We start from the raw sequence: 23,008 nt of genomic DNA on the forward strand, positions 1-23,008 counted from the left end.
GGGACTCAGATCTCCAGCGGCGGCAAAGCACGGACGATCTTCATCGTCTCGATGCTTACGGTGATAATACGGCGCAGCAGGTCATAGGGGTAGCGCGGGTCGCCAATGGTCTCGTTCGCGTAATCGTTGGCGTCGTTTACGATGCCGCTGTCCTTGTCGGTCTTGACAGCCTGACGCTCCATCACCCAGTCGATAGCGGGCTTTCCGTTCACGACATAGTCGTAAGCCTCGAGCGGCACGTCGATCAGGGTGATATTGCTGTTGTAGCTGATGGTCGAGCGGTCCTTGCCCTTCCCGAAGGCCATCTTCTCGACGCGGAAGAACTTTACCGGATCGTCGATGGTGGCGAGCGACAGGTCGCCCTGCTTTAGGGTCACCGGATAGGGCTGGACGCTCTCGTAGTTGACGTGGAGGTCGCCTAGGCGGCGGCCGGCATCTACGAATGTCCAGAAGTCGTCCGCCTTCTTCACGCATGGGATGCGCGGCAGCTCCTTGGTCAGGTTGTCCGCGAAGCGGCGGCGGTAGTCTTCGGAGTGCAACAGGCCATAGGTGTAGTAGAAGATGTCGTCCTTGGTAATCGTCTCGCCGGGATAGGCGGCTTCAAAATGCAGAAGGCCTGCGTCGGTGATACCGTGACGGGCCTGATAGGTCGGCTTGTGATCCTCGACCACCGAGAAGAGATCACCCTCTTCGACGACATCGTCTTGCTCGTAGAGCGTCAACGGAAAGCACTGAACTCCACCATCGGTTTGCAGTTCGAATATGCTTCCAACCATCAGGGCAAACTGACCATCAGCTGGCCGCGTTTTGATCGCAATCGCCCTGTTCGAAAGTTGTTGTTCAGGAAAGAGAAGGCGAGTCTGCCCAATACGATCATTGAGACGACGACTGAAGTAGAGCCACTGGCGGAAAAAGGGACGATAGACTGAGGAAACGAGAGTTCCGTCCTCCATCGCCAGCGACCTTTGGCGCACAAAATCGTTCTGAAGTCCCGTTGACCAGGAAATATCGCGTGGCGACTCAGCAACGAAGGAGTCGGGCTTGGTCGTAGAATCGTGAGCGCACGCAGCTCGGTATTCGGCCAACCGCGCATTGTAATATGTCATCAAGCCCCCGATGTTGCTTTCGAGGGCTTTCCGCGACGAGTTGAAGCACCATACGTCTCGTTGCGTCTTCAACCCGGCCGAGTAGTTCTCGAAAAGCACCGGCGTGCTCCTGTCCTTCTTGTCGCCGATGCTGATGTAACCCGACACGCTGTCATCTCGCTGCTTGAGCCAGTCGCCGTGGTCGTCGGGGATGACCTGCTGCCAGCCCTTCTTGTCGCTGATGCCGCGGATGCTGCGGAAGTCCTTGACGATCTTCAGCTTGTCTTCTCGGGATAGATAGTCGCCGATGTCGTGGAAGAAGATCTGCCCCTGCTTCGCTGCCTGCGGGTTCTTCACGAACAGGGTGATGACAATCGGGGCCCGGCTGCCTGCGCCGAAGATCTTGCCGCCCTCGCGCTTCGACCTCTCACCAGTGGTCCGTTGGTTGCCGCGCAGGTGGAAGATGTAGATGGACGAGAACTCGTCAGCCATCGACTTGCGCATGCCTTCGGCGGCGTTGCCATCGACCCAGCCACCGTTTGTGACATAGGCCAGCACGCCGCTGTCACCCAGCCGGTCGGCGCCCCAACGTATAGCGCGGATGTAGCTATCGTAGAGCGAGTTCTTTAAGGTGGCACTCGACCGGGCGGCATAGGTGTCGGCAATGCGGCCGTCGAGATGCGGGTAGTCGATGTGCTGGGCCACCGCATAGGGTGGGTTGCCCATTATGACGCGGATGTCGAGTTCCTGCTGGCGACGGCGACGCTCGGAGTTGTCGGGCATGACCAGCGCCAACTCGTCTTGGCCCTCGCCCATGGCGAAGGTGTCGGTCAGCAGGATACCGCTGAAGGGTGTGTAGTCGCCGCCGTTCAGGCCGTGATAGACGGACTCGATGTTGATCGCCGCGATGTAATAGGCCAGCAACACGATCTCGTTCGCGTGCAGCTCATAGCGGAACTTGTATTCAAGCTCCTCCGGCTGGATCAGACCGGACTGCAGCAGGCGCGTGATGAAGGTGCCCGTGCCGGTGAAAGGGTCGATGATGTGAACACCCTTTGACCCGAGGGCTTGGCCAAACTCGTCCTGCAGCACGTCGTTAACCGAGCGGATGATGAAGTCGACGATCTCAATCGGGGTGTAGACGATGCCCAGCTTATCACGCGTGCCTTTGAAGGCGACGCCGAAGAAGTTGTCGTAAAGCTGTCGGACCAGTTCCTGCTTGGCGGCGGGGTCGGTGATGCCGTGGGCCTTGTTACGGACGCTCTGGTAGAACTCATCGAGATCCCGACTCTCCTTTTCCAGATGCGCGCTTTCCAGCGTGTTGAGCACGCCTTGGATCGCGCGCGAGACCGGGTTCTCTTCGGTGAAGGCGTGACCCTCGAAGAGGGCATCGAAGACTGGACGCGTGATGATATGTTGCGCCAGCATCTCGATGGCCTCGGCCTCGGTGATGCCGCTGTTCAGGTCGTCGCGGATCTCGGCCAGGAATGCGTCGAAGGCCTGCCTGGCAAGGCTGTCACGAACCGAGAGGATGGCCTCAAGTCGAGTAATGTGAGTCAGGGCGATATCGCGCAGGCTGGCCGCCCAGCGGTCCCAGTATTCGCGATCGCCACACTTCTTGACGATCTTCGCCTTGATGGCTCGACTGAAGTCGTCGAGGACAAGCGATCCCTGCTCGGGTTCACGGTCATCGTCTATGACAAAGTCGTCGTCACGTCTGTCGTAGCTGTTGCCTCCGACATTCGCTTTCTTGGCAGCAGCCTTTGGTGGTAGATTTTCTACTGTTGCAGTAACGGACTGCAGCTCCTTGCTGTCGAGACTGATAATCTCGACCTTGTCTGAAACGTCTTGGCCCAACGACATCTGGTTTATGGTCGCATCTAGCCGCTCGTCATGGGCACGCAGCGCGTTCAAGATTTGCCAGACAACACGGTATTTCTCGTTGTCGTTCAGGGCCTCCTCGGGGGACTTGTTGGCAGGAATGCCGACCGGCAGAATAACATAGCCCATGCGCTTGTTCGGCGCGCGGCGCATGACCCGGCCCACCGACTGCACCACGTCGATCTGCGACTTGCGCGGATGCAGGAACATGATCGCATCCAGCGCCGGGACATCGACGCCCTCAGAGAGGCAGCGAGCATTGGTCAGGATCCGACAAGTCTGGTCATGGGTGTCTGCCTTGAGCCAGTCGAGCAGCTCTCCTCGCGTCTTGGCATTGAAGGTCCCGTCGACATGCCTGATCTCGCAGTCGAGGTGATGCCGGGCGAGATCTGCATCACGCTGCTTCACCTCCGCCGATCTGAGATATTCGTTCACCACCTCCGAGAACTCGTTGCGCACCAGCTTTGAGGACGCGATATCGCGGCAGAAGGCCAGCGCGCGGCGCATGGGCTGGGTATCCGCTCCCAGATCGGCCTGAAGGTCCATCTTGGTCAGCGCCTTATAACAACCTAGGATGCGTGTGGCATCATCGAGCAAGAGACCACTGGCCGGATCCTCGATGCGCTGCTGGACTGAACGGGCCACCAGTCCCTCATCCATCGTCAGCACGACAACCTTGTAGTCGGTCAGCAGCCCCTCCTGCACAGCCCAACCAAAGCCCCGATAGAACAATGTTGGGCCGAAGAGCTCTTCGTTGTCCATCGTAGCAAGGGTGACACCCAAGTCGCTCGCCTTCGATTTCGCTGCGTCCCCGTAGATGCGCGGCGTCGCAGTCATGTAGAGCCGCTTGTTGCCGCCGACGATCGCATCGTTGTGGACCTTGACGAAGTTGCTTTCCTCCTGCCCGTCGATGGTTGCACCGGTGGTGCGATGGGCCTCGTCGCAGATGATCAGGTCGAATCGTCCCATACCGTGCTTGAGCTGGGCGTCAGAAACGGTCTGGATCGACTGGTAGGTTGCAAAGACAACCGTCATCTTGCCAAGCGCAGGATCGGCCACACCGGCCGCCAGCGCCGCAGGATCAGTGGTGCCGGAAAAGCGAGATCCAATGTTGTGATTTCGGCCACGTCATCCTTGGCAACCCGGCGCCGGCCAACCTGGCTGTCCGAGCAGACCGCAAAGGAACGGAGCGGCGTCGCCGTGTCGTTCGTCCATTCCCGCACCGTCTGAGCCATCAGCGCCAGCGACGGGATAAGGAACAGCACCCTACCCTCTTGGCCGACCAGATCCTCGGCGATCTTCAGGGCGGTGAAGGTCTTGCCCGTGCCGCACGCCATGATGATCTTGCCGCGGTCATGCTCAGCCAGACCTTCGCGAACGGCATCGAGCGCGTCGATTTGGTGCGGCCGCAGTTCCTTCTTCGCGGCGAGCACGACTTCCTGCTTGGCGGCGAAGACGGCCCACTCGATTGGCGACGCCCGCATATCGACCAGACCGACGCGAAGGACCGGGATAACCTGGCCGATGAGCATGGCCTCCGCGTTGTCCGACCATTCGCCTTCGGTCGAGTCCATAATGACGCGGCGCGCGAACGGTGCCTTGCCCGAGGCCGAGATGAAGGAATCAATGTCGGCTTTCGCGATCTTGTGCTTGGCGGCATAGAACTTGCACTGGATCGCGGCATAGCCATCATGGCCGCGCAGCTTGGCGACGAGATCGATACCAACATCCTTGCCCACCCAACCATTCGCTGCCGCCCACTCCGCCCAAGTCCAGACTTGCTCATACTGCTCGGCTTGGACGGGATCATGGGTCAAGAATGCGGCGCAGAGGCGTTCGTAATAGGTGCCTTTCTCGCGCTCAGTAGCGGCTGCTGCTCGGTAACTTTCGAGAAGCGCGTCAATAGAAGAGGTCATGAAAATCACCGTCCAAATCTGTCGCGACGACCATAGTTTCGTCCGCAGCGCACGGCAATCTATTCAACCGGAAGTAGCAAAGGTCGTTGCCGCATCGATTCGGCGAAGTAACCCGATTACAAACCCATACTGACAGTATGGTGGACAGCTTCGCCGCCACTACTACGAACTGGAGATCGTGGTGAAATAGGGCCTCCGCGACGAATGCCTGACTGGGCATCATCAAGAGACCGCAATCCTTAAGGATCATGAACGCATTCTGAGGCGAGCCGAAGCGTGCTTCCACCGAAAGGCAGTTAATGGGTGGAAAAACGCTATTCTTCAGAAAATGAGCCCGGCAGGCGGGAACATCAGAAGCTTCTATTCACAGCCTGCGAATCCTTTCGTAATGGTTGAGTATCAGGCATCGGTCCCGTCTGGACTAGCGCGTGCCAACGGAGGATTCGATGGACGATCAGAACAGGGACGGAGCTCAAGATCTTCGCAACCCGGAAATCCTCTCACATGTCACGGACCGGCTGAACCAGCTACGCAAGAGGCTGCTAGACTTCTCCCGCCGCAATCCCCTCGTGCACACCAAGCTGACATCCAAGGCTAGTATCCTGCGGGTGGTCGATGAGCTCCCTGAGGTTATCCTAGGATCTCTTATGGCCGGGCAAGCGATGCGGCTGCTTCCCCTGCCCGCGCTTGAGGAAGAACTGCCCGACGAGCAGACCGATGAGTTTCTCGATGCCCTGCATCTCGCGCGCCAAGAGGATGAGAGCTTCAGGAAGGATCTGGAGGGCCTGGATCCAGCCTCGCCGGACTATGCCGAACTAGAGGTGAAGGCCGAGCGCGCCCTCAAGGACCGGTTGAGGGACAGCCTCGGCCTCCCGCGCCGACAGACGAAGGACGCGCCCTCGCTCACCGAGCATGCCAAGACCCACGACATCTCGCCCAGCTACATCCTGCCATTTGAGCAGCATCGCGACGGGCGCCACACTGATATGAACATCCAGACACTCATGCTGCCCGACAAGCTTGCCCGGGTCGCGAAAGGACTGATCGAAAAGGGCCGCAGCTTCGAGCGGGAGACCGGGGTCGGTGTGCTGCATGCGGCCTTCGGCCTTCTCGAATGGCGCGCGCCAGGCGACCGGGAGAGCCAAGTCAGCCCGCTCCTCCTGATGGAAATTGCCATCACGCGCAGGGAATCGAAGAACGGTCCCGAGTTTCACATTGTCGGTAGTGGGTCCCTGGCTATCAATACTACCCTGAAAGAGAAACTCCTCTCTGAACACCATCTGGATCTCCCCGCATACGAAGTCGAGCAGATCGAAGATTACTTCGAGCAGATCGCCGATGAAGGGCCGCAAGGCTGGGAATGGAAGCTGAGACGGGAGATCGTCTTCGGCATCTTTCCTTCCTCGAAGCTGGCCATGTATCACGATCTCGATCCGAGCAAGCGGGCACTGGCCGAACATCCCGTGATCGCGCGTCTGCTGGCAACTGCCGGCTCCGGCGAAGGCGCCTATGCCGAGGTCTACGGCAGCGACAGCCCCGAGGTGGCGGTCAAGGTCCCCTATCTGGTCATGGACGCCGATGCCTCGCAGTTCTCCGCGCTGGCCGATGTGGCCGACGGCAAGGACCTGAGCATTGAGGGTCCTCCGGGATCAGGGAAGAGCCAGACGATCGTCAACCTCATCGCGGCCGCCTTGGCGGGTGGCAAGAAGGTCCTCTTCGTCGCGGAAAAGCTCACCGCGCTCGAGGTGGTGAAGAACCGGCTGGACTCCATGCGCTTGGGCGAATTCATCCTGCCGCTGCAGCCCGGAACCACCCACGACCACATCTACAAGAGCGTCGCCGAGCGGCTCGAGATCGATACCTACGACCGGGGTTCGCAGCGCGACTTCGCCAGTCAGCAGCAGGCCCTTGAACGGCAGCGAGCCATCCTGCAGGGCTATCTGGACGCCTTGGGATCAGCTTTCGGAAGCAGCGGTTTCACGGTCCATGAAGTCATTGGCCACGCCATTGCGACAGGCGACGTGCGCGACACCGTTCCCAAGGAGGTCAGGCGCATCCGCCTCCCCGGCTCGGACGCGCTGGGCCGCGCGCAGATCGAGCACATTGTAAACGACGCGCAGGCCTTTGCGGAGCGGCTGAACAAGAGCGTGCACATGCCGCGCCTCTGGCTCGATGTCCGGTCGCCGGTGCAGAACCGCGACACTGCCGAGGACATAGGCGAGCAAGCCGGCAATCTTGCGGACCGTCTGGCAGGGTTCGAAGCTGAGGCCCGTAGCGGGGCCTGCGCTCTGCTCCTGGGCGAGGACGTCTTCAGGGCCGATCTCGGCCGCCTCCGCGACATGCTGGCGGTCATGAGCGAGCATGGAGACCGGCTGGATCCTGGGATGGTGCGCGGCCTGCTCTTGCCTCAGGGGCGACGCGAACTGAGGGACTTCTGCGACCTGGTCCTGAAGCACCGCCAGACCGCGCACGAGCTGGCCGAGGCTCTCGCGCGGCCAGAGGACGGGCTCGTGCTGGAACAGCTCGAAGAGGCTCTGGCCTTTGCCCGCGACACCCTTCCGGGGATCGCGCCAGTCCGGCATCGCCAGAAGCTTGATGAACTCGAAAAGGAGATCGCTGCGCTCCAGGCGATCATCGCTGCGGCAAAGGAGATGCCGGAGGACTGGGCAGTCAAGGACACAGGCGGCCTGCACCGGATTCAATGGCGTGCGCGCGATATCGCCAAGGTGCCCGAAACGATCCGGGGGCTTCGGCTTGCAAGCCCGCCAGGACAGTCGCCACGCGACCTCTTCGGCAAGCTTGGCGCCACCCATGCCGAGCTTTCCGGTGGTCTCGAAGAGGTCAGGAAATTCCTGCCTAAAGCAGGATGCCATGATCGCGAGAAGATGCTACAGGCCGGAGAAGCGATCGCCGCCTCGGGCGCATTGCGTTTCCTGTCCTCTGCGTTCAAGGCCGCCCGTCGAACCTATGTCGAGGACCTCGGCGGCAGCGCCTCGGATCCTCGAGAAACCATGACGCGGCGGCTTCAGGACTATGCACGCTGGCTGCGGGCTCGGGAGGAGTTCGAACGCGACACCACCTTCGCGGCCGCCTATGGCCCCCTGTTCCGCGGACTAGAGACCGACCTAGATACGCTCCGGGCAGCTTCGGAATTCCAGATGCTCTGTGCTGGAATCGCGGGTGCCGACGAGCGCCTACGCCTCGCGCTTGAAACTGGTGACCTCACTGCTGTCGAAGCCTTTGCGGAGATGAGCAATGTGCCGGAGGTGACCCTTTCGGAGCTGGTCCGCCGCGTGGCCATCCTGGAGGGCGAGCGCAACCGCGAGGCGCGGCTCCTGGAGACGGCCGAGCGGCACCTGCGCCTCTTCAGGGATCGCCAGACCGTCACCAAGGGCGACGTCGAGGAGATCATCGCCGGAAAGCGCCGCGAACTCGACCTGCTTTCACGCATCGAGACGGCACCCCTGGCTGGAAAGCTCGGCGTGCGCTTTGCAGGCAGCGATACGGATGTCTTGATGCTGCAGGCTGAAGCCGATCTGGCGGAGAGGATGGCCTCATCTCACGCACCCGAGACTATTCTCGCGGTGCTCGAGGAGGGTCGCGCGGCGCAACTCTTGACCGAGATCGACCGGTTGAAAGCCTACCGGGACGCACTCGAGGCTGATGCCAGCGCGTTCTCCGCCAACTGCGATCTGCCGGAAGACATGCGAGGCATGGCCGCCTTGTCACGGAGGATCGAGGACCTGCGGCAGGCTGCAGCCGATCCGACCTCCCTGATGGAACGGGCGCGGCTTGGCAGGAACGAGGATAACCTGCGCAGGCACGGTTTCGGCCTGCTCGTCAATTGGGCTTTCACCGAGGCACAGGACATCGAACCGGCCGAGTTCGGTCGCATCACCAGGGCGATCATCGCGAAGTCCATGGCCGACCGGGCACTCGAGATCCACGAGACGCGGATGGCTGGCTATGACGGGGAGGATTTCGACCGCATCCGTGCGGAGATCGTGGCGAAGGATCGCGAGCTGATCCGGATTTCCCGCGAGGTCGTGCGCAGCCGGTTGGTGGCAGAGGCTGATCCGCCAAGCGGAAACAACATCGGCAGGAAGTCCGACTTCACCGACATGAGCCTCATCCACCACGAGTTGAGCAAGAAGAAGCGGCGGCTTGGCGCGCGTGCGCTTACGGCTCGTGCCGGGAGCGCCCTCCTCGAGCTGAAGCCCTGCTGGATGATGTCGCCCTTGGCGGTTGCCCAGTATCTTCCCCCAAGAAGCCGGTTTGACCTTGTCGTTATCGACGAGGCCTCGCAGATGACGCCGGAAAACGCCATCGGCGCGCTGAGCCGCGGCAAGCAGGTCGTCGTGGTAGGGGACACCAAGCAGCTTCCGCCGACCTCCTTCTTCCAGAAGATGATCGATGACACCGATGTCCCCGAGGATATGCAGGAAGACAGCGAGAGCATCCTGGATCTGGCCAACATGGCCTTCCGTCCAGTGCGACAGCTGCGCTGGCACTATCGCTCGCGCCACTCCGCGTTGATCCGCTTCTCCAACAAGTGGATGTATGACGAGAAGCTGACGATCTTCCCCTCCGCGGACGAGGACGATCCCGAGATGGGTGTCGAGCTCGTCGAGGTCGACGGCGTCTATCGAGGCCGGACCAACACGGTAGAAGCCCACGCGCTTGTGGAGTCGGTCCTGCAGCACATGCGCGACACGCCTGACCTGTCCCTCGGCGTCTGCACCATGAATTCCGACCAACGCGAACTGATCCTGGAGGAGTTCGAGCGGGAGCGCGATCGCAACCCTCATGTGCAGGATTATGTGCGCCGCTGGGAAGAGGAGAAGGGTGGCCTCGAGGAGTTCTTCGTTAAGAACCTGGAAACCATTCAGGGCGATGAGCGGGACGTGATGTTCATTTCGACCCTTTACGGTCCGGAGACGGTCGGCGGCCGCACGCATCAGCGTTTCGGTCCGATCAACTCGGCTCAAGGTCATCGCCGGCTCAACGTGCTCTTCACGCGGGCGAAGCGGAAGATCGTCACCTTCACCTCGCTCAAGCCTAGCGACATCCTTGCGGACGAGAGCAAAAACCTAGGCGTGCGGATGTTCCGGGCCTGGCTGGAATACTGCAAGACCGGAGCTGTGCCGGACCGGCGCCTCCCGGGAGGTTCGACCGAAAGCCCCTTCGAGGATTTCGTGCTCCAGAGCATCGAGCAGATGGGCTACGAGGCGGTGCCTCAGGTTGGCGCCGCCAAATACAGGATCGACATCGGCGTCCGCCATCCCGATTTTCCCTACGGCTATATCCTGGCCGTCGAATGCGATGGCGCGGCCTACCACTCCTCGAAATCCAGCCGCGATCGGGACCGCCTGCGCCAGGATGTCCTCCAGGATTTAGGCTGGCACTTCTATCGGATCTGGTCAACGGACTGGTATCGCGACACGCATGTCCAGAAAGAAAAGCTGCGCCAGGCACTCGAAGCAGCCCTAGCTCGTGCTAAGGCGAAGCCGCCGCGGACCGTGCGCCGCATGACTCCGGCAGCCGTGACAGCGGCACCTTCGCCATCACCGGCAAACGAATCCGTGCGGCCCCGGCAGGACAGGGCGGCGGCACCTGACTTGACCCGACTGACCTCCAAGATAGGAAAGGCCGAAAACCAGGGTGATCTGTTTTCCCGCTCAGGCGTTCCCGAAACGCAACCGGGTGGTCTTGCGCTGGGCTGGGCCGATCCTTCTGGCACCACGGACAAGGCACCAGAGGATATGCCCGGCAATGTTATCCGGATCGGAAGCAGGGTCCGGATCGAGAGCCTCTCGGACGGCAAGAAGAAGGCATTCACCCTGGTCAGGGAGCAAAGCAACCTGTCCGAAGGCGAACTCAGCGTCTTTACCCCTCTCGGCCAGGCCCTGCTCGAGGCACGGGAAGGGGAAGAGGTTGAATACCAGGTTGGCGTCGATATCCGGGAGGTCCGTGTGCTGAGCGTCGCGGCGCCTTGATGCCTGTCCTCGCATGGCGGCGCGATGACCCGATCACGAAGCGCAAGCCCCTGCACTGGTCCGCCTTGGACGAGAGCCGGCCCTTATTCTTCTTCGCGGGCATCTGGACACCCTGGCACGGCACACGCGGGTCGAGAAAGACGCCCCGGACGGGAGAACACCAGCTCTTCGCTTTCCTCACCTGTAAGCCGAATGGAGTGGTCAAGCCGATCCACCCCAAGGCTATGCCGGTGATCCTGACCACCGAGGACGAGATCGAGATGTGGATGTCGGCGGGCTGGCAGCACGCGCAGGCGCTGCAACGGCCTCTGGACGACGATCTGCTGTTCGAGGTCTTAGAAACGGAGGTCGAGGAGCGGCAGGGCCAGCTGCTGTAATCGGTCGCCGCACGCGGGGCTGCAGGCGCTACGCGCCGCCAGCCTCCCCGTGATTTTCTGGATAGCGGCGGGACATCGGGAAGGGCGGAAGCCATGCTTCATGGCGCGTCACCTAGGCCTCATAGCTCGGCATAATTTGATCCGGGGCATCGAGCGTGCCCAGATGCACCTCGATCTCCTTTCCGCCATCCGAATAGACCGACGAGCCACAGGTCACGCAGAAGTGCCTGCCCTTGTAGCTGCTCGTCTCCCCCGTGATCTCGACGGCAGCCTTTGGAAATATGGCGGCCGCGAAAAACAGCGCGCTGTGATGCTTGCGGCAGTCGAGGCAATGGCAGATGCCCACCCGGTTGGGCAGGCCATCAGCCTCGATCCGCACCTTGCCGCAGAGGCATCCGCCGTGGAACTGCACCATCGCCTCTCTCTGCTGGTTCTCCCTCAGGCGATCATCTTACCCGGGAGAACGGCAGGCAAGCATTGGGCCTCGGACCGTATTCCGAAAAGGTTGTCGCGGGCACCAGGCAGCGGTTCTCGACCCCCAGCCAGCGCCGCCAGTGCGGGCTCTGGGTGTTGCGGATATTGGTGACGCCGGTGTCGGGTGCATCCTTGGTTTTCAGGAATTGCAGCAGCGTGGGCATTCCCCAGGTCAGCCGGACCAGTTCGCGTCCCTCTGAAGTGTTGCGCACCACCGGTGTCGGCCGGTCGGGATAGACATCAAGGCTCGGCTCCAGATTGCCCAGGCTGTCCTGCATCACCCGCGCGATGTGGCGGATTGCCTGCTGGTTGGTGGTCAGGTTATACAAGTTGCACATCGCGGACTCCGCCCTTTTCAGCAGCATAACGCAACCAGGTAGACGAGATATCCCCGGATCAATGGCCTGTGCCGGATTGACAGTCTCAGCGATGATGGAACAAAACAGGAACGATTCTGTTTGTTCCCAACTGCCTCGGAGCCATTCCCGTCATGCCCGCCCGGTCCTTCAATCCCGCCATTGCCGCCTTGCGCGAGCAGATCGCGCGGATGGAAGGCGATGGCGGACCGACGCGCGGCGTGCTGCCCTTCGGTGTTCCCGAGCTTGACTGCCGCCTGCCCGGTGGTGGTCTGGCCTTGGGCTGCCTGCACGAGGTCGCGGGTGGCGGCAATGGCGCGGTGGATGGCGCGGCGGCCTCCTGCTTTGCCGCAGGCATTGCCGCGCGTCTGCCCGGTCAGGTGCTCTGGTGCGTGACGCAGGCCGACCTGTTCGCGCCGGGGCTGGAGCAGGCAGGCCTTGGCCCGGATCGGGTGATCTATGTGGAAGCCGGCGATGACGTCTCGGTGTTGGCCTGCATGGAGGAAGGGCTACGCCATGGCGGATTGGGCGCGGTGGTGGCCGAGGTGGCGCGGCTGTCAATGACCGCCTCGCGCCGACTGCATCTTGCCGCCAAAGGATCCGGCACCACCGGAATCGCGCTCCGGCGCTGGCGTCGCCAGCAGCAGGCCCATGATTTCGGTCAGCCCACGGCGGCGATGACCCGATGGCGGATCTCTGCCCTGCCCTCGACCGCCCTGCCCGTTCCGGGCGTCGGCCGCGCCCGCTGGCTCATCGAGCTGATCCGGGCACGGGCAGGCGAGTCCCTCGATCTCGAACTGGAGGCATGCGATGGCACGGGTCATCTCGGTCTACCTGCCGCTTTGGCCGATCAACCGGCTCAGGCGGCAGGCGCCTGAGGCGGCACCCTCGCCGGAGGCGCCGCTGATCCTGGTGGGTCGCGTCGGCAACCGGCGGCTGGTGATGGCGGCCTGTGCGCTGGCCCAAGACCTCGGCCTCTCTGCCGGCATGCCGGTGAGCAAGGCACAGGCGCTGGTGCCCGGGCTGCAGGTGCTGCCCCATGATCCCGCGGCTGATGCCGCCTCGCTGGAGCGGCTGGCCCTCTGGGTGCTGCAGCGGGTGTCGCCCATCGTGGCGGTCGATCCGCCGGATGGCCTGGTGATCGACTCCACGGGGGCTGATCATCTCCATGGTGGCGAGGCAGCCCTGCTGGAGACACTGATCGGTAGGCTGGTGATGTCGGGCGTCACGGCACGCGCCGCCATCGCCGATACCTGGGGCGCCGCCCATGCCCTGGCACGGCATCGGGCCGATCCGATGCACCTGGCAGAGGTGGGCACTGCCGAGGAGTTGCTCTCCCCCCTGCCCCTCTCCGCTCTCCGGCTGCCTCTGGCCACGCTGGCCAGCCTGCGCGCCTTGGGCTTCGCCTGCATCGGCGATCTTCTCCATCAACCCCGCGCGCCGCTGACCCGGCGCTTTGGCCCGGAGCTTTGCCGGCGGCTCGACCAGGCACTTGGCCATGCGTCTGAGCCGATCGTTCCCTTGCGCCCCGACAGCCTTGTCGAGGTGCGGCGCTCTTTTGCCGAGCCGATCGCCGCCGCCGAGACCATCGCCCGGTATATCGGCAAGCTGGTCCGGGCCCTGTGTGTGGCCCTGGAGGAACGCGGCTTGGGCGCCCGGCGGCTGGATCTCCTCTGCTGGCGGGTCGATGCCCATGTGCAGACCGTGCGCGTGGGTCTGGCCAGGCCGCAGCGCGATCCGCAGCGGCTGACCCGGCTCCTCTGCGAGCGAATCGAGACCATCTCGCCCGGCTACGGCATCGAGATCCTGTCGCTCACGGCGGTGATGGTCGAGCGGCTGGAAGCCCGGCAGGTGGCCAGCTCCCTGCTGGAAGCCCCTTCTCCGGACTTGTCCCTCCTCGTGGACGTTCTGGCGAACCGCGTCGGCGCGCGAGGTGTCTACCGCATGGCCCCGGTGCCGAGCGATGTGCCGGAACGCTCGGTCACCCGCATTCCGCCTTTGTCCGAGCCCGTCGGTGCCGGCTGGCCCGATCACTGGCCACGGCCCACGCGCCTGCTGCCCCGGCCCGAGCCGATCGAGACAATGGCGCTGCTGCCCGACCATCCGCCGGTCTGGATCATCTGGCGGGGCATCCGCCGCAAGGTGGCCCGCGCCGATGGCCCCGAACGCGTCTTCGGCGAATGGTGGAAGCGCGATGCCGAGAGGGTCGCTGTGCGCGACTACTTCCGCATTGAGGATGACGCGGGTGAGCGGTTCTGGGTGTTCCGCGCGGGCGACGGCGAGAATTCCGAGACTGGCTCGCACCGCTGGTTCCTGCACGGGGTGTTCGGATGAGCGGGCGTTCGCGTGACCAGGTGCTGTCAGATCAGATCCGTCTTTCCATGAGGGAAGCCCCGCCATGACCGGTCCCCGCTATGCCGAGCTGCAGGTGACCTCGCCCTTCTCCTTCCTGCGCGGCGCCTCCTCGGCCGAGGAACTGTTCGCCACGGCGGCGATGATGGGGATCGAAGCCTTGGCGGTGACCGACCGCAACACGCTGGCGGGCATCGTCCGGGCTTGGGAGGCGGCCAAGACGACAGGCGTGCGGCTGGTGGTCGGCTGCCGGCTCGATCTCGCCTGCGGCATGGCGCTGCTGGTCTATCCCATGGATCGGGCGGGCTATGGCCGGCTCTGCCGCCTGCTCACCCTGGGCAAGTCCCGCGCCGGCAAGGGCAAGTGCCGTCTGGAGTGGTCGGATTTGGTGGAGCATGCCGAGGGCCTGATCGCCGTGCTGGTGCCGGATCTTCCGGACGACACCTGCGCCTTGCGCCTGCGCCGGTTGCGTGATGTCTTTGGCGACCGGGCCTATCTGGCGCTGACCCTGCGCCGCCGCCCGAACGACCAGCTGCGGCTGCATCAGCTCTCGGCCCTGGCGGCGCAACTGCGGGTGCCGACGGTGGTGACCAACGACGTGCTCTATCACGAACCCTCCCGGCGCATCCTGCAGGACGTGGTCACCGCCATCCGTCACAATGTGACTGTCGAAGCCCTGGGCTTTCGCCGCGAGCGCCACGCTGACCGGTATCTCAAGCCGCCTGCCGAGATGCACCGGCTCTTCTCGCGCTACCCGGAGGCCCTGGCGCGGACCGGGGAGATCGTGGGCCGCTGCGGCTTCTCGCTGGACGAGCTGCGCTACCAGTATCCCGAGGAGCGGGACGACCCCACGTTGACCCCGCAGGAGACGCTGGAGCAGCTGACGTGGGAGGGGGCAGCCTCCCGATATCCCGAAGGCGTGCCCGACGAGGTGAAGGCGTCGCTGGCTCACGAACTGCGCCTGATCGCCAAGCTCGCCTATGCGCCCTACTTCCTGACCGTCCATTCAATCGTCCGCTTTGCCCGTTCCCGGGGCATCCTCTGCCAGGGCCGGGGTTCTGCGGCGAACTCCGCTGTCTGCTATGTGCTGGGCATCACCGCCATCGACCCGGGGCGCAACGATCTCCTCTTTGAGCGCTTCATCAGCGAGGAGCGCCATGAGCCACCCGACATCGATGTCGATTTCGAGCACGAGCGCCGCGAGGAGGTGATCCAGTGGGTCTACCAGACCTATGGTCGGGATCGTGCGGCCCTTTGTGCCACGGTGATCCGCTATCGCGCCAAGGGTGCGCTGCGCGATGTCGGCAAGGCCATGGGCCTGCCCGAGGACCTGATCCAGACCCTCTCCGGCCAGATCTGGGCCTGGTCCGAGGAAGGCGTGAGCGAGGCGCAGATCAGAGAGCTGAACCTCGACCCCTCCGACCGGCGCCTGCGGCTGACACTGGATCTCGCCCGCCAGCTCATGGGCGCACCGCGGCACCTGTCGCAGCATCCGGGCGGGTTTGTCCTCACCCAGGACCGGCTGGATGATCTGGTGCCCATCGAGCCTGCCGCCATGGAGGACCGGCAGATCATCGAATGGGACAAGGACGACATCGACGCGCTTCGCTTCATGAAGGTGGACGTCTTGGCCCTCGGCATGCTCACCTGCATGGCCAAGGGGCTGGCGCTGATCGAGGAGCACAAGGGCGTCCGCCATGACCTCGCCACCATCCCGTCCGAGGACCCGCGCACCTATGCGATGATCCGGAAAGCCGACACCCTGGGCACCTTCCAGATCGAGAGCCGCGCGCAGATGGCCATGCTGCCAAGGATGAAGCCCAGGACCTACTACGATCTGGTGGTGCAGGTGGCGATCGTCCGCCCCGGTCCGATCCAGGGCGACATGGTCCATCCCTATCTGCGCAGGCGGGAAGGGCTGGAGCCGGTGGAGTATCCCACACCCGAACTCGAGAAGGTGCTGGGCAAGACCCTGGGCGTGCCGCTCTTCCAGGAGCAGGCCATGCGGGTGGCGATTGAATGCGCGGACTTCACGCCCGGCGAGGCCGACATGCTCAGGAAAAGCATGGCCACCTTCAAGTTCACCGGGGGCGTCTCGGCCTTCAAGGGCAAGCTCGTCAGCGGCATGATCCAACGCGGCTACGATCCCGACTTCGCCGAACGCACCTTCCGCCAGCTCGAAGGATTCGGCTCCTACGGCTTTCCCGAAAGCCACGCCGCCTCCTTTGCGCTTGTGGCCTATGCCTCGGCCTGGCTCAAATGTCATCACCCGGACGCCTTCTGCGCGGCGCTGCTGAACAGCCAGCCGATGGGCTTCTATGCACCTGCGCAGATCGCGCGGGACGCCCAGGAGCACGGCGTCGAGATCCGGCCCGTCTGCGTCAACGCCTCCCGCTGGGACTGCACGCTGGAACCCACCGGCAGGCCCGAGGACGAGGGCAGCCGTTTTGCCGTCCGCCTCGGCCTGAGGATGATCAAGGGATTGGCCAATGCGCATGCGGCCAGCATCGTCACAGCGCGCACGGATCAGCCCTATGTGTCGATCAAGGACCTCTGGCGCCGCGTGCGCGTGCCGATCGCCGCCCTCACCCGCATCGCCGAAGCCGACGGGTTCAGGCCATCTCTGGGGCTGACCCGCCGCGAGGCACTTTGGGCTCTCAAAGGGCTCGGACCGGAGGAACTGCCGCTCTTTGCCGCGGCACGGCAGGCAGCGGAGCAAAGGCAGGATGAGGCCGAAGATTGCCCCAATGTGGAAGAAAAAGCCTCAGGGCGGCTGGAGGCCGGGGGCGAAGCCGAAGAGCCTGCCATAGCCTTGCGCCCGATGACGCCTGGTCGGGAGGTCGTCGAGGACTACGGCCACACCGGCCTCAGCCTGCGCCGGCATCCTGTCTGGTTCTTGCGGGAGACGCTGAAGGAACGGAAGATCATCACCTGCGCCGAGGCCATGGGGAGCCAGGATCGCCGCTGGTGCGCCACCGCGGGCCTGGTGCTGGTCCGCCAGCGACCGGGGTCAGCCAAGGGTGTGATGTTCATCACGTTAGAGGACGAGACGGGAGTCGCCAATCTTGTGGTCTGGGCGAAGGTCTTCGAAGCGCATCGCCGGATTGTCCTCGGCGCCGGTATGATCGCCGTGCAGGGCCGCATCCAGCGGGAAGGCGAGGTTGTGCATTTCGTGGTGCATCGCATCGAGGATTTGTCGCGGGAGCTGGCCAGCGTCGGCGTGCGGGGCGCGTCGTTTCCGCTGACCCAGGGACTTGAGGATGAGGCGCGGCATGGGCAGGCCGCAAGTGTGGAGCGGGAGGCAGTGCCCCAACGGCCAAAGGCGCGGGAGATCTACATTCGAGATCTGTCTCTTGATGCAATAAGGGTGAAAAGGAAGGACTTTCGATAAGAGGCGTGCTTAGTGTCGATTACAAGAACCTAAAAGCAAAACAGGGCGGGAAACAGGTCGCTCTCGATCCTGCCGACTTCCTCTTATAAGCTACTTCTCCCGCAATTGCTGATCCTTTCCAAGGATCAACGTTGACAGACGCTTGGAGCGCAGCCATCTATGGAGAACATAGGAGGAACATCATGGCCCAATCCGTCCGCCTTCCCGACGAGCTGGTTGACCTCGCACGCGAGCAGGCGGAGTTCCATGAGCGCTCCGTGTCAAACCAGACCACTCATTGGCTGAGCATCGGCAAAGCGATCGAGCGCGCTGGCGTCTACGATTACGCCCACATCAGCCATCTGCTGGAACGGCAGGACAGGCTGGATGCCGCGGCGCGCTGAGCAACTGCCGGCTAGAGAGGCCCTTCCCCGGAGAAGCTGGATCGTTTGAAGAACGGCAACATGGTTTTCATATCAGGTTCTTCAGTCCTCAGGAGGTTACCTCGGCCAACATCTTCAGGCTCATGAAGCTCGCGCGCACTGCTTACAAGGCGGCGCCCGTCGTCGTGCCAATCGCGTTGGCCGTGGCGAAATACGCCAAGGAGAGGTTGAACAAGGATGATGCTGGCCAGGCGGGATCACCGCTGGCCAAGCGGGACGTATTGCCAGCCAGCTCCGGCGCCGGACCCAAGACGCCGCCGAAGGCCTGATCTGCGGCGTCGGTCGCCCTATGCTCCTGGACAACTCATTGAACTGGAGAATCGGAGACGCTGTGACCGCGCTGGTGTAGGATCCCGGCACGCGTGAACGGTGAACGGGAGGGGACCATGGAACTGACACCTATGACCGCAGCACTAGCGATCGCCGCACTTGCCGGAAGCGCCGGGATCGTGTCGGCTCAGGATTTCTCGCTGCAAAATTCCTATTTCAAAGGCTTCGGTGGCGCAACCTGGCCCTCTGACCAGGACACGACCCTCATCGAAGAAGGGGAACAGATCGCCCTTCCAAGCTTCGACCATGATACGGGCTACACCTTGGGAATCGCCGTCGGTGCCACCGTCATGCCGAACGTCACAGTAGAGCTCGAATATGCCTATCGCAAATCCGACTTCACTGTCCGAGACCGGGCCGAGGGCGACCAGGCCGACGGCGACACCACATCCAAATCCCTGATGGTCAACGCACTCTATATATTCGACAGCATGGGTCCGACCGGGGCGATCCAACCCTATCTCGGCGCGGGCATTGGCGCGGCCAATGTGGAGAAGAGCGCCGGTGGCCAGGATTTCGATGGCGACAGGCTTCTTGCCTACCAGTTGATAGGCGGCGTCAGCTACAAGGTGAACCCCAAGATAAGCCTCTTCGCCGAAGGGCGCTGGTTCCAGACGGAGTCGGACAGGTTCGAAGGACCCGAGGACGAAAGCTTCGACGGCAAGTTCGAAACCTTCGACCTGCTCGTCGGCGTCACCTTCGCCTTCTGATCCCGGCGCATATCTTTTTTCAGAGTCGACCCCTTGGGGGATCGGCAATTTTCTTCCAACAGGCGCTCCTAATCGGGCCACTCTCGAGGCCATGGGTCTCGACGTTCAAGGGTGAACCAAGAAGAGCGGTGCCCAGCGCACCGCCTTCCTGATCTCCCTTGCAATGTGGTTCAGATGAAAACCGCACGCCTCCACGTGATCCGTGTTGAGCAGGACCCTGCGCGTGCCCGTGATCCAAGGAGCAGGCCATGCGGGCGGCTATCGAATGCGCGGGCTTCATCCCGGGCCAAGCCAACATGCTCCGGAAATCCATGGCGACCGGCGGCATCTTGGCTTTCGAGGACAAGCTCGCCTCGGGCATGGTGTCCCGCGGCCACGATCCCGACTTCGTCGAGCGCAACTTCAGGCAGTTGGAAGGCTTTGGCTCCTACGGCTTTCCCGAAAGCCACACGGCGAGCTTCGCGCTCGTGCCTATGCCTCGGCCCGCCTGACGAGCTGGCGCCCGGACGCCTTCTGCGCCGCCTTCCTGAACAACCAGCCAATGAGCTTCTATGCGTCCCCGCAGATCGTCCGGGACGCGCAGGACCAAGGCGTCGCCATCCGGCCCGTCTGCGTCAACGGCTCCCGCTGGGATTGCATGCTGGAGCCGACGGGAAGGCTGGATGGCTTAGAAGGTCGGCCTCTCCACGACATACCAGTCATCTGCCTGCAGCTGTATGTCGCGGGGCTCTCCCGAGAACGCGAGGTCGGTGTCGCCGTAGTGGCTGTTCACGTCGCCATCCCGGTCTATCTCGATGGAGACTAGCTCGGACAACTCACCTTTCTTCTTTCCGTCGATGCGGCTGATGAAGGAGCGTGAGCCGTCATCATGCTCCTTCATGTAGGTGTATTCTGCGGCCGAGATTATCTGTTCCATTGCTTCGCAGCCGTAATGGGTCAGGTCGCCATGCCGGTCTTGATAGGTCTTAAGCAGCTTCTTCATGTCCGTGCTACCTTCTATGTCGTCCAGTACCTTTATAGGGTCTGCCGATCAAGTCTCCTACTCGCCTGAAACCAGGTCGGAAGTGCCGACTTCACGTCTCTGCTAGATCTTGTTGGGGCAGCCGGACTGACTCAGGACCTTCAGATCATCATTACGACAATCTGATCCGCCTACATCGCACGCCTGAGTGCAGCGAGAAATGAAAAGCGTCGCCGGTGCGCCGCGAGTTCAGTGTAAGCGCGACGGCGTGGCCCTATGCGGCGAGGCTTGACGGCTGCGCGAAGCTCCAGGGCATGAGTTCCTCGATGCGGGCTTTCGGATGGCCCTTGAGGATGGCGCGCAGGGTGGTGGCGAGGTAATCGACGGGGTTCACGCCGGACATCTTGCAGGTGTCGACGAGTGAGGCGAGCATAGCCCAGTTTTCGGCGCCGACCTCGTTGCCTGCGAAGAGGGCGTTCTTCCTTGTCAGCGCGATCGGACGGATCTGGTTCTCGACCGGATTGGTATCGAGTTCAAGGGTGCCGTCCTCGAGGAAACGGATCAGGCCGGGCCAGTGGGCGAGGGTGTAGCGGATGTCCTCAGCGAGTTGGGATTTCTGCGGGATGCGGGAAAGCTGGACTTCCAGCCAGGGCTTGAGCGCGGCGATGATCGGCGTGGCGTGCTCCCGCCGGGCTGCGAGGCGGTCGGCAGGGAGCTTGCCGCGCACAACCTTCTCTATCTGATACAGCAGTGCAATCTGGCGCAGCATCTCCTCGGCAATGGGCGAGCCCTCGTTCTCGAAGCGCTTCACGAAGCGGCGCCGCACATGGGTCCAGCAATAGACCAGTTGCCAGGGGCCGTTGTCGCGCTCCATCCCGGTCATTGCATTGTAGGACTGATAGGCGTCGCATTGCAGAAACCGGCCGCGGTATCCGGCCAGGAACTTCAGCGGATGCTGCTTTCCCCGGCCAGGGGCATAATGGAACAGCACGATGGGTGGGCCTGCCCCGCCATGACCGCGATCATCGGACACGACAGCCCAGAAGAAGCCGCTCTTGGTTGCCTTCCTGCCCGGATCGAGCACCGGCGCCCGGGTCTCGTCAACGAAGATGCGATCGGCGCCGCGCAGATGAGCGCGCATGTGGTCGAAGACCGGCATCAGGTGGAAGCAGGCGCGCCCTGTCCAGTTGCCGAGCGTGCCGCGGTCGAGATGGAGGCCCTGCCGCTCGAAGATCCCGGCTTGGCGGTAAAATGGAAGGTGGTCGCCGAACTTCGACACCATGACCCAGGCGATCAGCCGCTCGGTCGGCAGCCCGCCTGGCACGACATGCTCCGGCGCATGCGCCTGCACCACGGTCTGCGAGCAGCGGCGGCAGGCATATTTGGGACGCCGCGTCACCAGCACCTGGAACTGCGCCGGGATCACATCGAGGCGTTCGGAGATGTCCTCGCCGATCCGGGCCATCTCGCCACAACCGCAAGGGCAAAGGGTGCTGGCAGGCTCGATCACCCGCTCGATCCTTGGCAGGTGCGGCGGCAGATGCCCGCGGTTGCGCGCCGGATTGCGGGGTGTCTCTCCGCGGGCCCGTTGCAGCGCGGCCTCGGCCTTCTCCTGCGCGGCTTCAAGCACGCCTTGGGCCAGTTCGGCATCTTCCAAGGCCAAGTTGAACTGGTCGGGCGACAGCTTCTCGGAGCTTTTGCCAAACTGTGCGCGTTGCGAGGAGCGTGAGGCATATCTTCCAGCCGACGGTTGGCTTCCTGGACCTCGACCAGTGCCGCCTCGACCTCGGCCAGGCGGGCCTTCAGATGGGCGTTCTCGCGGCTGACGGCATCGGCATCCATAACCGGGATTGAATCACGCTGACCCGGTTCTGGCCAGCAAAAACAGGTGCCCAGGGCTCACCCGGCTGCCTGCGAACGCTCCGGTCGCACCAGCCGCCAGTCCAGCCCCTCGAACAGCGCCGACATCTGCGCCGACGACATCCGCATTACCCCGTCCCGCACCTGGGGCCAGACGAACTTGCCGCCCTCGAGCCGCTTGTGAACGAGCACCATCCCGGTCTGGTCCCAGACCAGCAACTTGATGCGGTCTGCCCGCTTCGAGCGGAATACGAACACCGCCCCACAGAACGGGTCGAGGCCGAACATCTCCTGCACCGCCAGCGCGAGTCCGTCGATCCCCTTGCGGAAGTCCACCGGCCGCGTCGCCACGAAGACCTTCACCGGCCCACCTTGGCCGAACATCACAATGCCGCCGCCCGCGCCGCCCGGATCGCCCGCGTCAGCAGGACTTCATCGGCGTCGGCCGAGGCCCGGATCACGACATCGCCGACAACGATCTCCACCTTGGGCGTGGCGTCCATCGCGGGCGGCGCCTGCGCCGAAGCGTCCTCGTCCACCAGTTCCGCGAACATCGGCAACGCCGCCACGCACTCAGGCACCACAAGCTGCCCCGTCCGCAGCCTCCTCCGCCAGTCGTAGACCTGCCAACGCGTCGTTCCGTGCCGCCGCGCGACATCCGACACCGACACCCCAGGCTCTCCGCCGCAATCCGCGCCCGCTCCGCTGTCGTGCGCCGTCGTCGCCCGCTCGGACCCTCGATTACATCCAGCTGCGAAACCCTACCGAACATCGAGCCGTCCAAATGGACGCCCACTTTGCCGTCTCGTTCCAAGCCAACACCCCCACGCTCATGCGCGTGCAGAATGGCCCGGGCAGATCACAAGAGGCAGGAGGGGAACGGCGTCGCGCTTACAG

15 protein-coding genes and 3 pseudogenes are annotated in these 23,008 nt (G+C 63.2%); 9 read left to right on the top strand and 9 right to left on the bottom strand.

Features of this window, described 5'->3' with window-relative positions; all coding sequences use genetic code 11:
* Positions 1 to 5: 5 nt before the first annotated feature.
* Together JX613_RS01560 and JX613_RS01565 are read right to left on the bottom strand one after the other, a co-directional pair.
* Complete coding sequence (locus tag JX613_RS01560) at positions 6 to 4,025, bottom strand: type ISP restriction/modification enzyme (protein WP_207099672.1); 4,020 nt, start codon at positions 4,023 to 4,025, stop codon at positions 6 to 8.
* Positions 3,998 to 4,882 (bottom strand): restriction endonuclease, encoded by an 885-nt coding sequence (locus JX613_RS01565; RefSeq protein WP_207099673.1) that lies wholly within the window; start codon positions 4,880 to 4,882, stop codon positions 3,998 to 4,000. The genes JX613_RS01560 and JX613_RS01565 overlap by 28 nt, the downstream gene beginning before the upstream one ends.
* Before the next feature lie 446 nt (positions 4,883 to 5,328).
* On the opposite strand from JX613_RS01565, the gene JX613_RS01570 reads away from it, so the two are divergent.
* Both JX613_RS01570 and JX613_RS01575 read left to right on the top strand, forming a co-directional pair.
* Positions 5,329 to 10,878 carry a DUF4011 domain-containing protein gene (locus tag JX613_RS01570; protein ID WP_207099674.1) on the top strand — a complete coding sequence of 1,850 codons (5,550 nt, stop codon included), beginning with the start codon at positions 5,329 to 5,331 and terminating at the stop codon, positions 10,876 to 10,878.
* Positions 10,878 to 11,255: an SOS response-associated peptidase family protein gene (locus JX613_RS01575; RefSeq protein WP_207099675.1), complete on the top strand. Its 378-nt coding sequence runs from the start codon at positions 10,878 to 10,880 to the stop codon at positions 11,253 to 11,255. The genes JX613_RS01570 and JX613_RS01575 overlap by 1 nt, the downstream gene beginning before the upstream one ends.
* A gap of 115 nt (positions 11,256 to 11,370) precedes the next feature.
* Here JX613_RS01575 and JX613_RS01580 read toward each other — a convergent pair.
* Positions 11,371 to 11,670, bottom strand: a pseudogene (locus tag JX613_RS01580) (GFA family protein); the annotation flags it as partial.
* 31 nt (positions 11,671 to 11,701) lie between these two features.
* The gene (locus tag JX613_RS01585) at positions 11,702 to 12,094 is read right to left on the bottom strand and encodes an SOS response-associated peptidase family protein (RefSeq protein ID WP_207099677.1); all 393 of its coding nucleotides are present in this window, start codon (positions 12,092 to 12,094) and stop codon (positions 11,702 to 11,704) included.
* Positions 12,095 to 12,219: 125 nt separating this feature from the next.
* Between JX613_RS01585 and JX613_RS01590 the strand changes: the two genes are divergently transcribed.
* From JX613_RS01590 to JX613_RS01620, 7 genes are all read left to right on the top strand, one after another.
* Entirely contained in the window at positions 12,220 to 12,963 is a 744-nt protein-coding gene (locus JX613_RS01590; RefSeq protein WP_207099678.1) for an ImuA family protein, read from the top strand.
* On the top strand, positions 12,896 to 14,419 hold the full coding sequence (locus JX613_RS01595; protein WP_207099679.1) for a Y-family DNA polymerase: 1,524 nt from the start codon (positions 12,896 to 12,898) through the stop codon (positions 14,417 to 14,419). Before JX613_RS01590 ends, JX613_RS01595 begins: the two co-directional genes overlap by 68 nt.
* A 64-nt stretch (positions 14,420 to 14,483) precedes the next feature.
* A complete protein-coding gene (locus tag JX613_RS01600) occupies positions 14,484 to 17,828 on the top strand; it encodes an error-prone DNA polymerase (RefSeq protein WP_207099680.1) in 3,345 nt (1,114 codons plus the stop codon).
* 182 nt (positions 17,829 to 18,010) lie between these two features.
* On the top strand, positions 18,011 to 18,211 hold the full coding sequence (locus JX613_RS01605) for a TA system antitoxin ParD family protein (RefSeq protein ID WP_207099681.1): 201 nt from the start codon (positions 18,011 to 18,013) through the stop codon (positions 18,209 to 18,211).
* Positions 18,212 to 18,333: 122 nt separating this feature from the next.
* Positions 18,334 to 18,519, top strand: coding sequence for a hypothetical protein (locus JX613_RS01610; RefSeq protein ID WP_207099682.1), 186 nt, complete (start codon positions 18,334 to 18,336; stop codon positions 18,517 to 18,519).
* Between the two features lie 117 nt (positions 18,520 to 18,636).
* Positions 18,637 to 19,290 (top strand): outer membrane protein, encoded by a 654-nt coding sequence (locus JX613_RS01615; RefSeq protein ID WP_207099683.1) that lies wholly within the window; start codon positions 18,637 to 18,639, stop codon positions 19,288 to 19,290.
* Between the two features lie 248 nt (positions 19,291 to 19,538).
* Positions 19,539 to 19,781 (top strand): hypothetical protein, encoded by a 243-nt coding sequence (locus tag JX613_RS01620; protein WP_207099684.1) that lies wholly within the window; start codon positions 19,539 to 19,541, stop codon positions 19,779 to 19,781.
* A gap of 176 nt (positions 19,782 to 19,957) precedes the next feature.
* Here JX613_RS01620 and JX613_RS01625 read toward each other — a convergent pair whose 3' ends face one another.
* The 5 genes and pseudogenes from JX613_RS01625 to JX613_RS20475 all read right to left on the bottom strand — a co-directional run.
* Positions 19,958 to 20,272 (bottom strand): hypothetical protein, encoded by a 315-nt coding sequence (locus JX613_RS01625; RefSeq protein WP_207099685.1) that lies wholly within the window; start codon positions 20,270 to 20,272, stop codon positions 19,958 to 19,960.
* A 253-nt stretch (positions 20,273 to 20,525) separates the two neighbouring features.
* Positions 20,526 to 22,093 (bottom strand): annotated as a pseudogene (gene tnpC / locus JX613_RS01630) (IS66 family transposase).
* A gap of 57 nt (positions 22,094 to 22,150) precedes the next feature.
* The gene (gene tnpB / locus JX613_RS01635) at positions 22,151 to 22,474 is read right to left on the bottom strand and encodes an IS66 family insertion sequence element accessory protein TnpB (protein WP_207099686.1); all 324 of its coding nucleotides are present in this window, start codon (positions 22,472 to 22,474) and stop codon (positions 22,151 to 22,153) included.
* A gap of 20 nt (positions 22,475 to 22,494) precedes the next feature.
* Positions 22,495 to 22,692 (bottom strand): hypothetical protein, encoded by a 198-nt coding sequence (locus JX613_RS01640; RefSeq protein WP_473754206.1) that lies wholly within the window; start codon positions 22,690 to 22,692, stop codon positions 22,495 to 22,497.
* Positions 22,693 to 22,782: pseudogene (locus tag JX613_RS20475) on the bottom strand (transposase); the annotation flags it as partial. It abuts the gene before it with no gap.
* Positions 22,783 to 23,008: the final 226 nt, after the last annotated feature.

The sequence above is a fragment of the Paracoccus shandongensis genome (assembly GCF_017315735.1).
Taxonomy (GTDB): Bacteria; Pseudomonadota; Alphaproteobacteria; order Rhodobacterales; family Rhodobacteraceae; genus Paracoccus; species Paracoccus shandongensis.

Bases quoted from the DNA above. Each gene is read 5' to 3' on its own strand.
- JX613_RS01625 (WP_207099685.1), bottom strand. From the start codon at position 20,272: ATGAAGAAGCTGCTTAAGACCTATCAAGACCGGCATGGCGACCTGACC.
- JX613_RS01595 (WP_207099679.1), top strand. From the start codon at position 12,896: ATGGCACGGGTCATCTCGGTCTACCTGCCGCTTTGGCCGATCAACCGG.
- JX613_RS01585 (WP_207099677.1), bottom strand. From the start codon at position 12,094: ATGCTGCTGAAAAGGGCGGAGTCCGCGATGTGCAACTTGTATAACCTG.
- JX613_RS01615 (WP_207099683.1), top strand. From the start codon at position 18,637: ATGGAACTGACACCTATGACCGCAGCACTAGCGATCGCCGCACTTGCC.
- JX613_RS01600 (WP_207099680.1), top strand. From the start codon at position 14,484: ATGACCGGTCCCCGCTATGCCGAGCTGCAGGTGACCTCGCCCTTCTCC.
- JX613_RS01605 (WP_207099681.1), top strand. From the start codon at position 18,011: ATGGCCCAATCCGTCCGCCTTCCCGACGAGCTGGTTGACCTCGCACGC.
- JX613_RS01590 (WP_207099678.1), top strand. From the start codon at position 12,220: ATGCCCGCCCGGTCCTTCAATCCCGCCATTGCCGCCTTGCGCGAGCAG.
- JX613_RS01575 (WP_207099675.1), top strand. From the start codon at position 10,878: ATGCCTGTCCTCGCATGGCGGCGCGATGACCCGATCACGAAGCGCAAG.
- JX613_RS01565 (WP_207099673.1), bottom strand. From the start codon at position 4,882: ATGACCTCTTCTATTGACGCGCTTCTCGAAAGTTACCGAGCAGCAGCC.
- JX613_RS01610 (WP_207099682.1), top strand. From the start codon at position 18,334: ATGAAGCTCGCGCGCACTGCTTACAAGGCGGCGCCCGTCGTCGTGCCA.
- JX613_RS01570 (WP_207099674.1), top strand. From the start codon at position 5,329: ATGGACGATCAGAACAGGGACGGAGCTCAAGATCTTCGCAACCCGGAA.
- JX613_RS01620 (WP_207099684.1), top strand. From the start codon at position 19,539: ATGCGGGCGGCTATCGAATGCGCGGGCTTCATCCCGGGCCAAGCCAAC.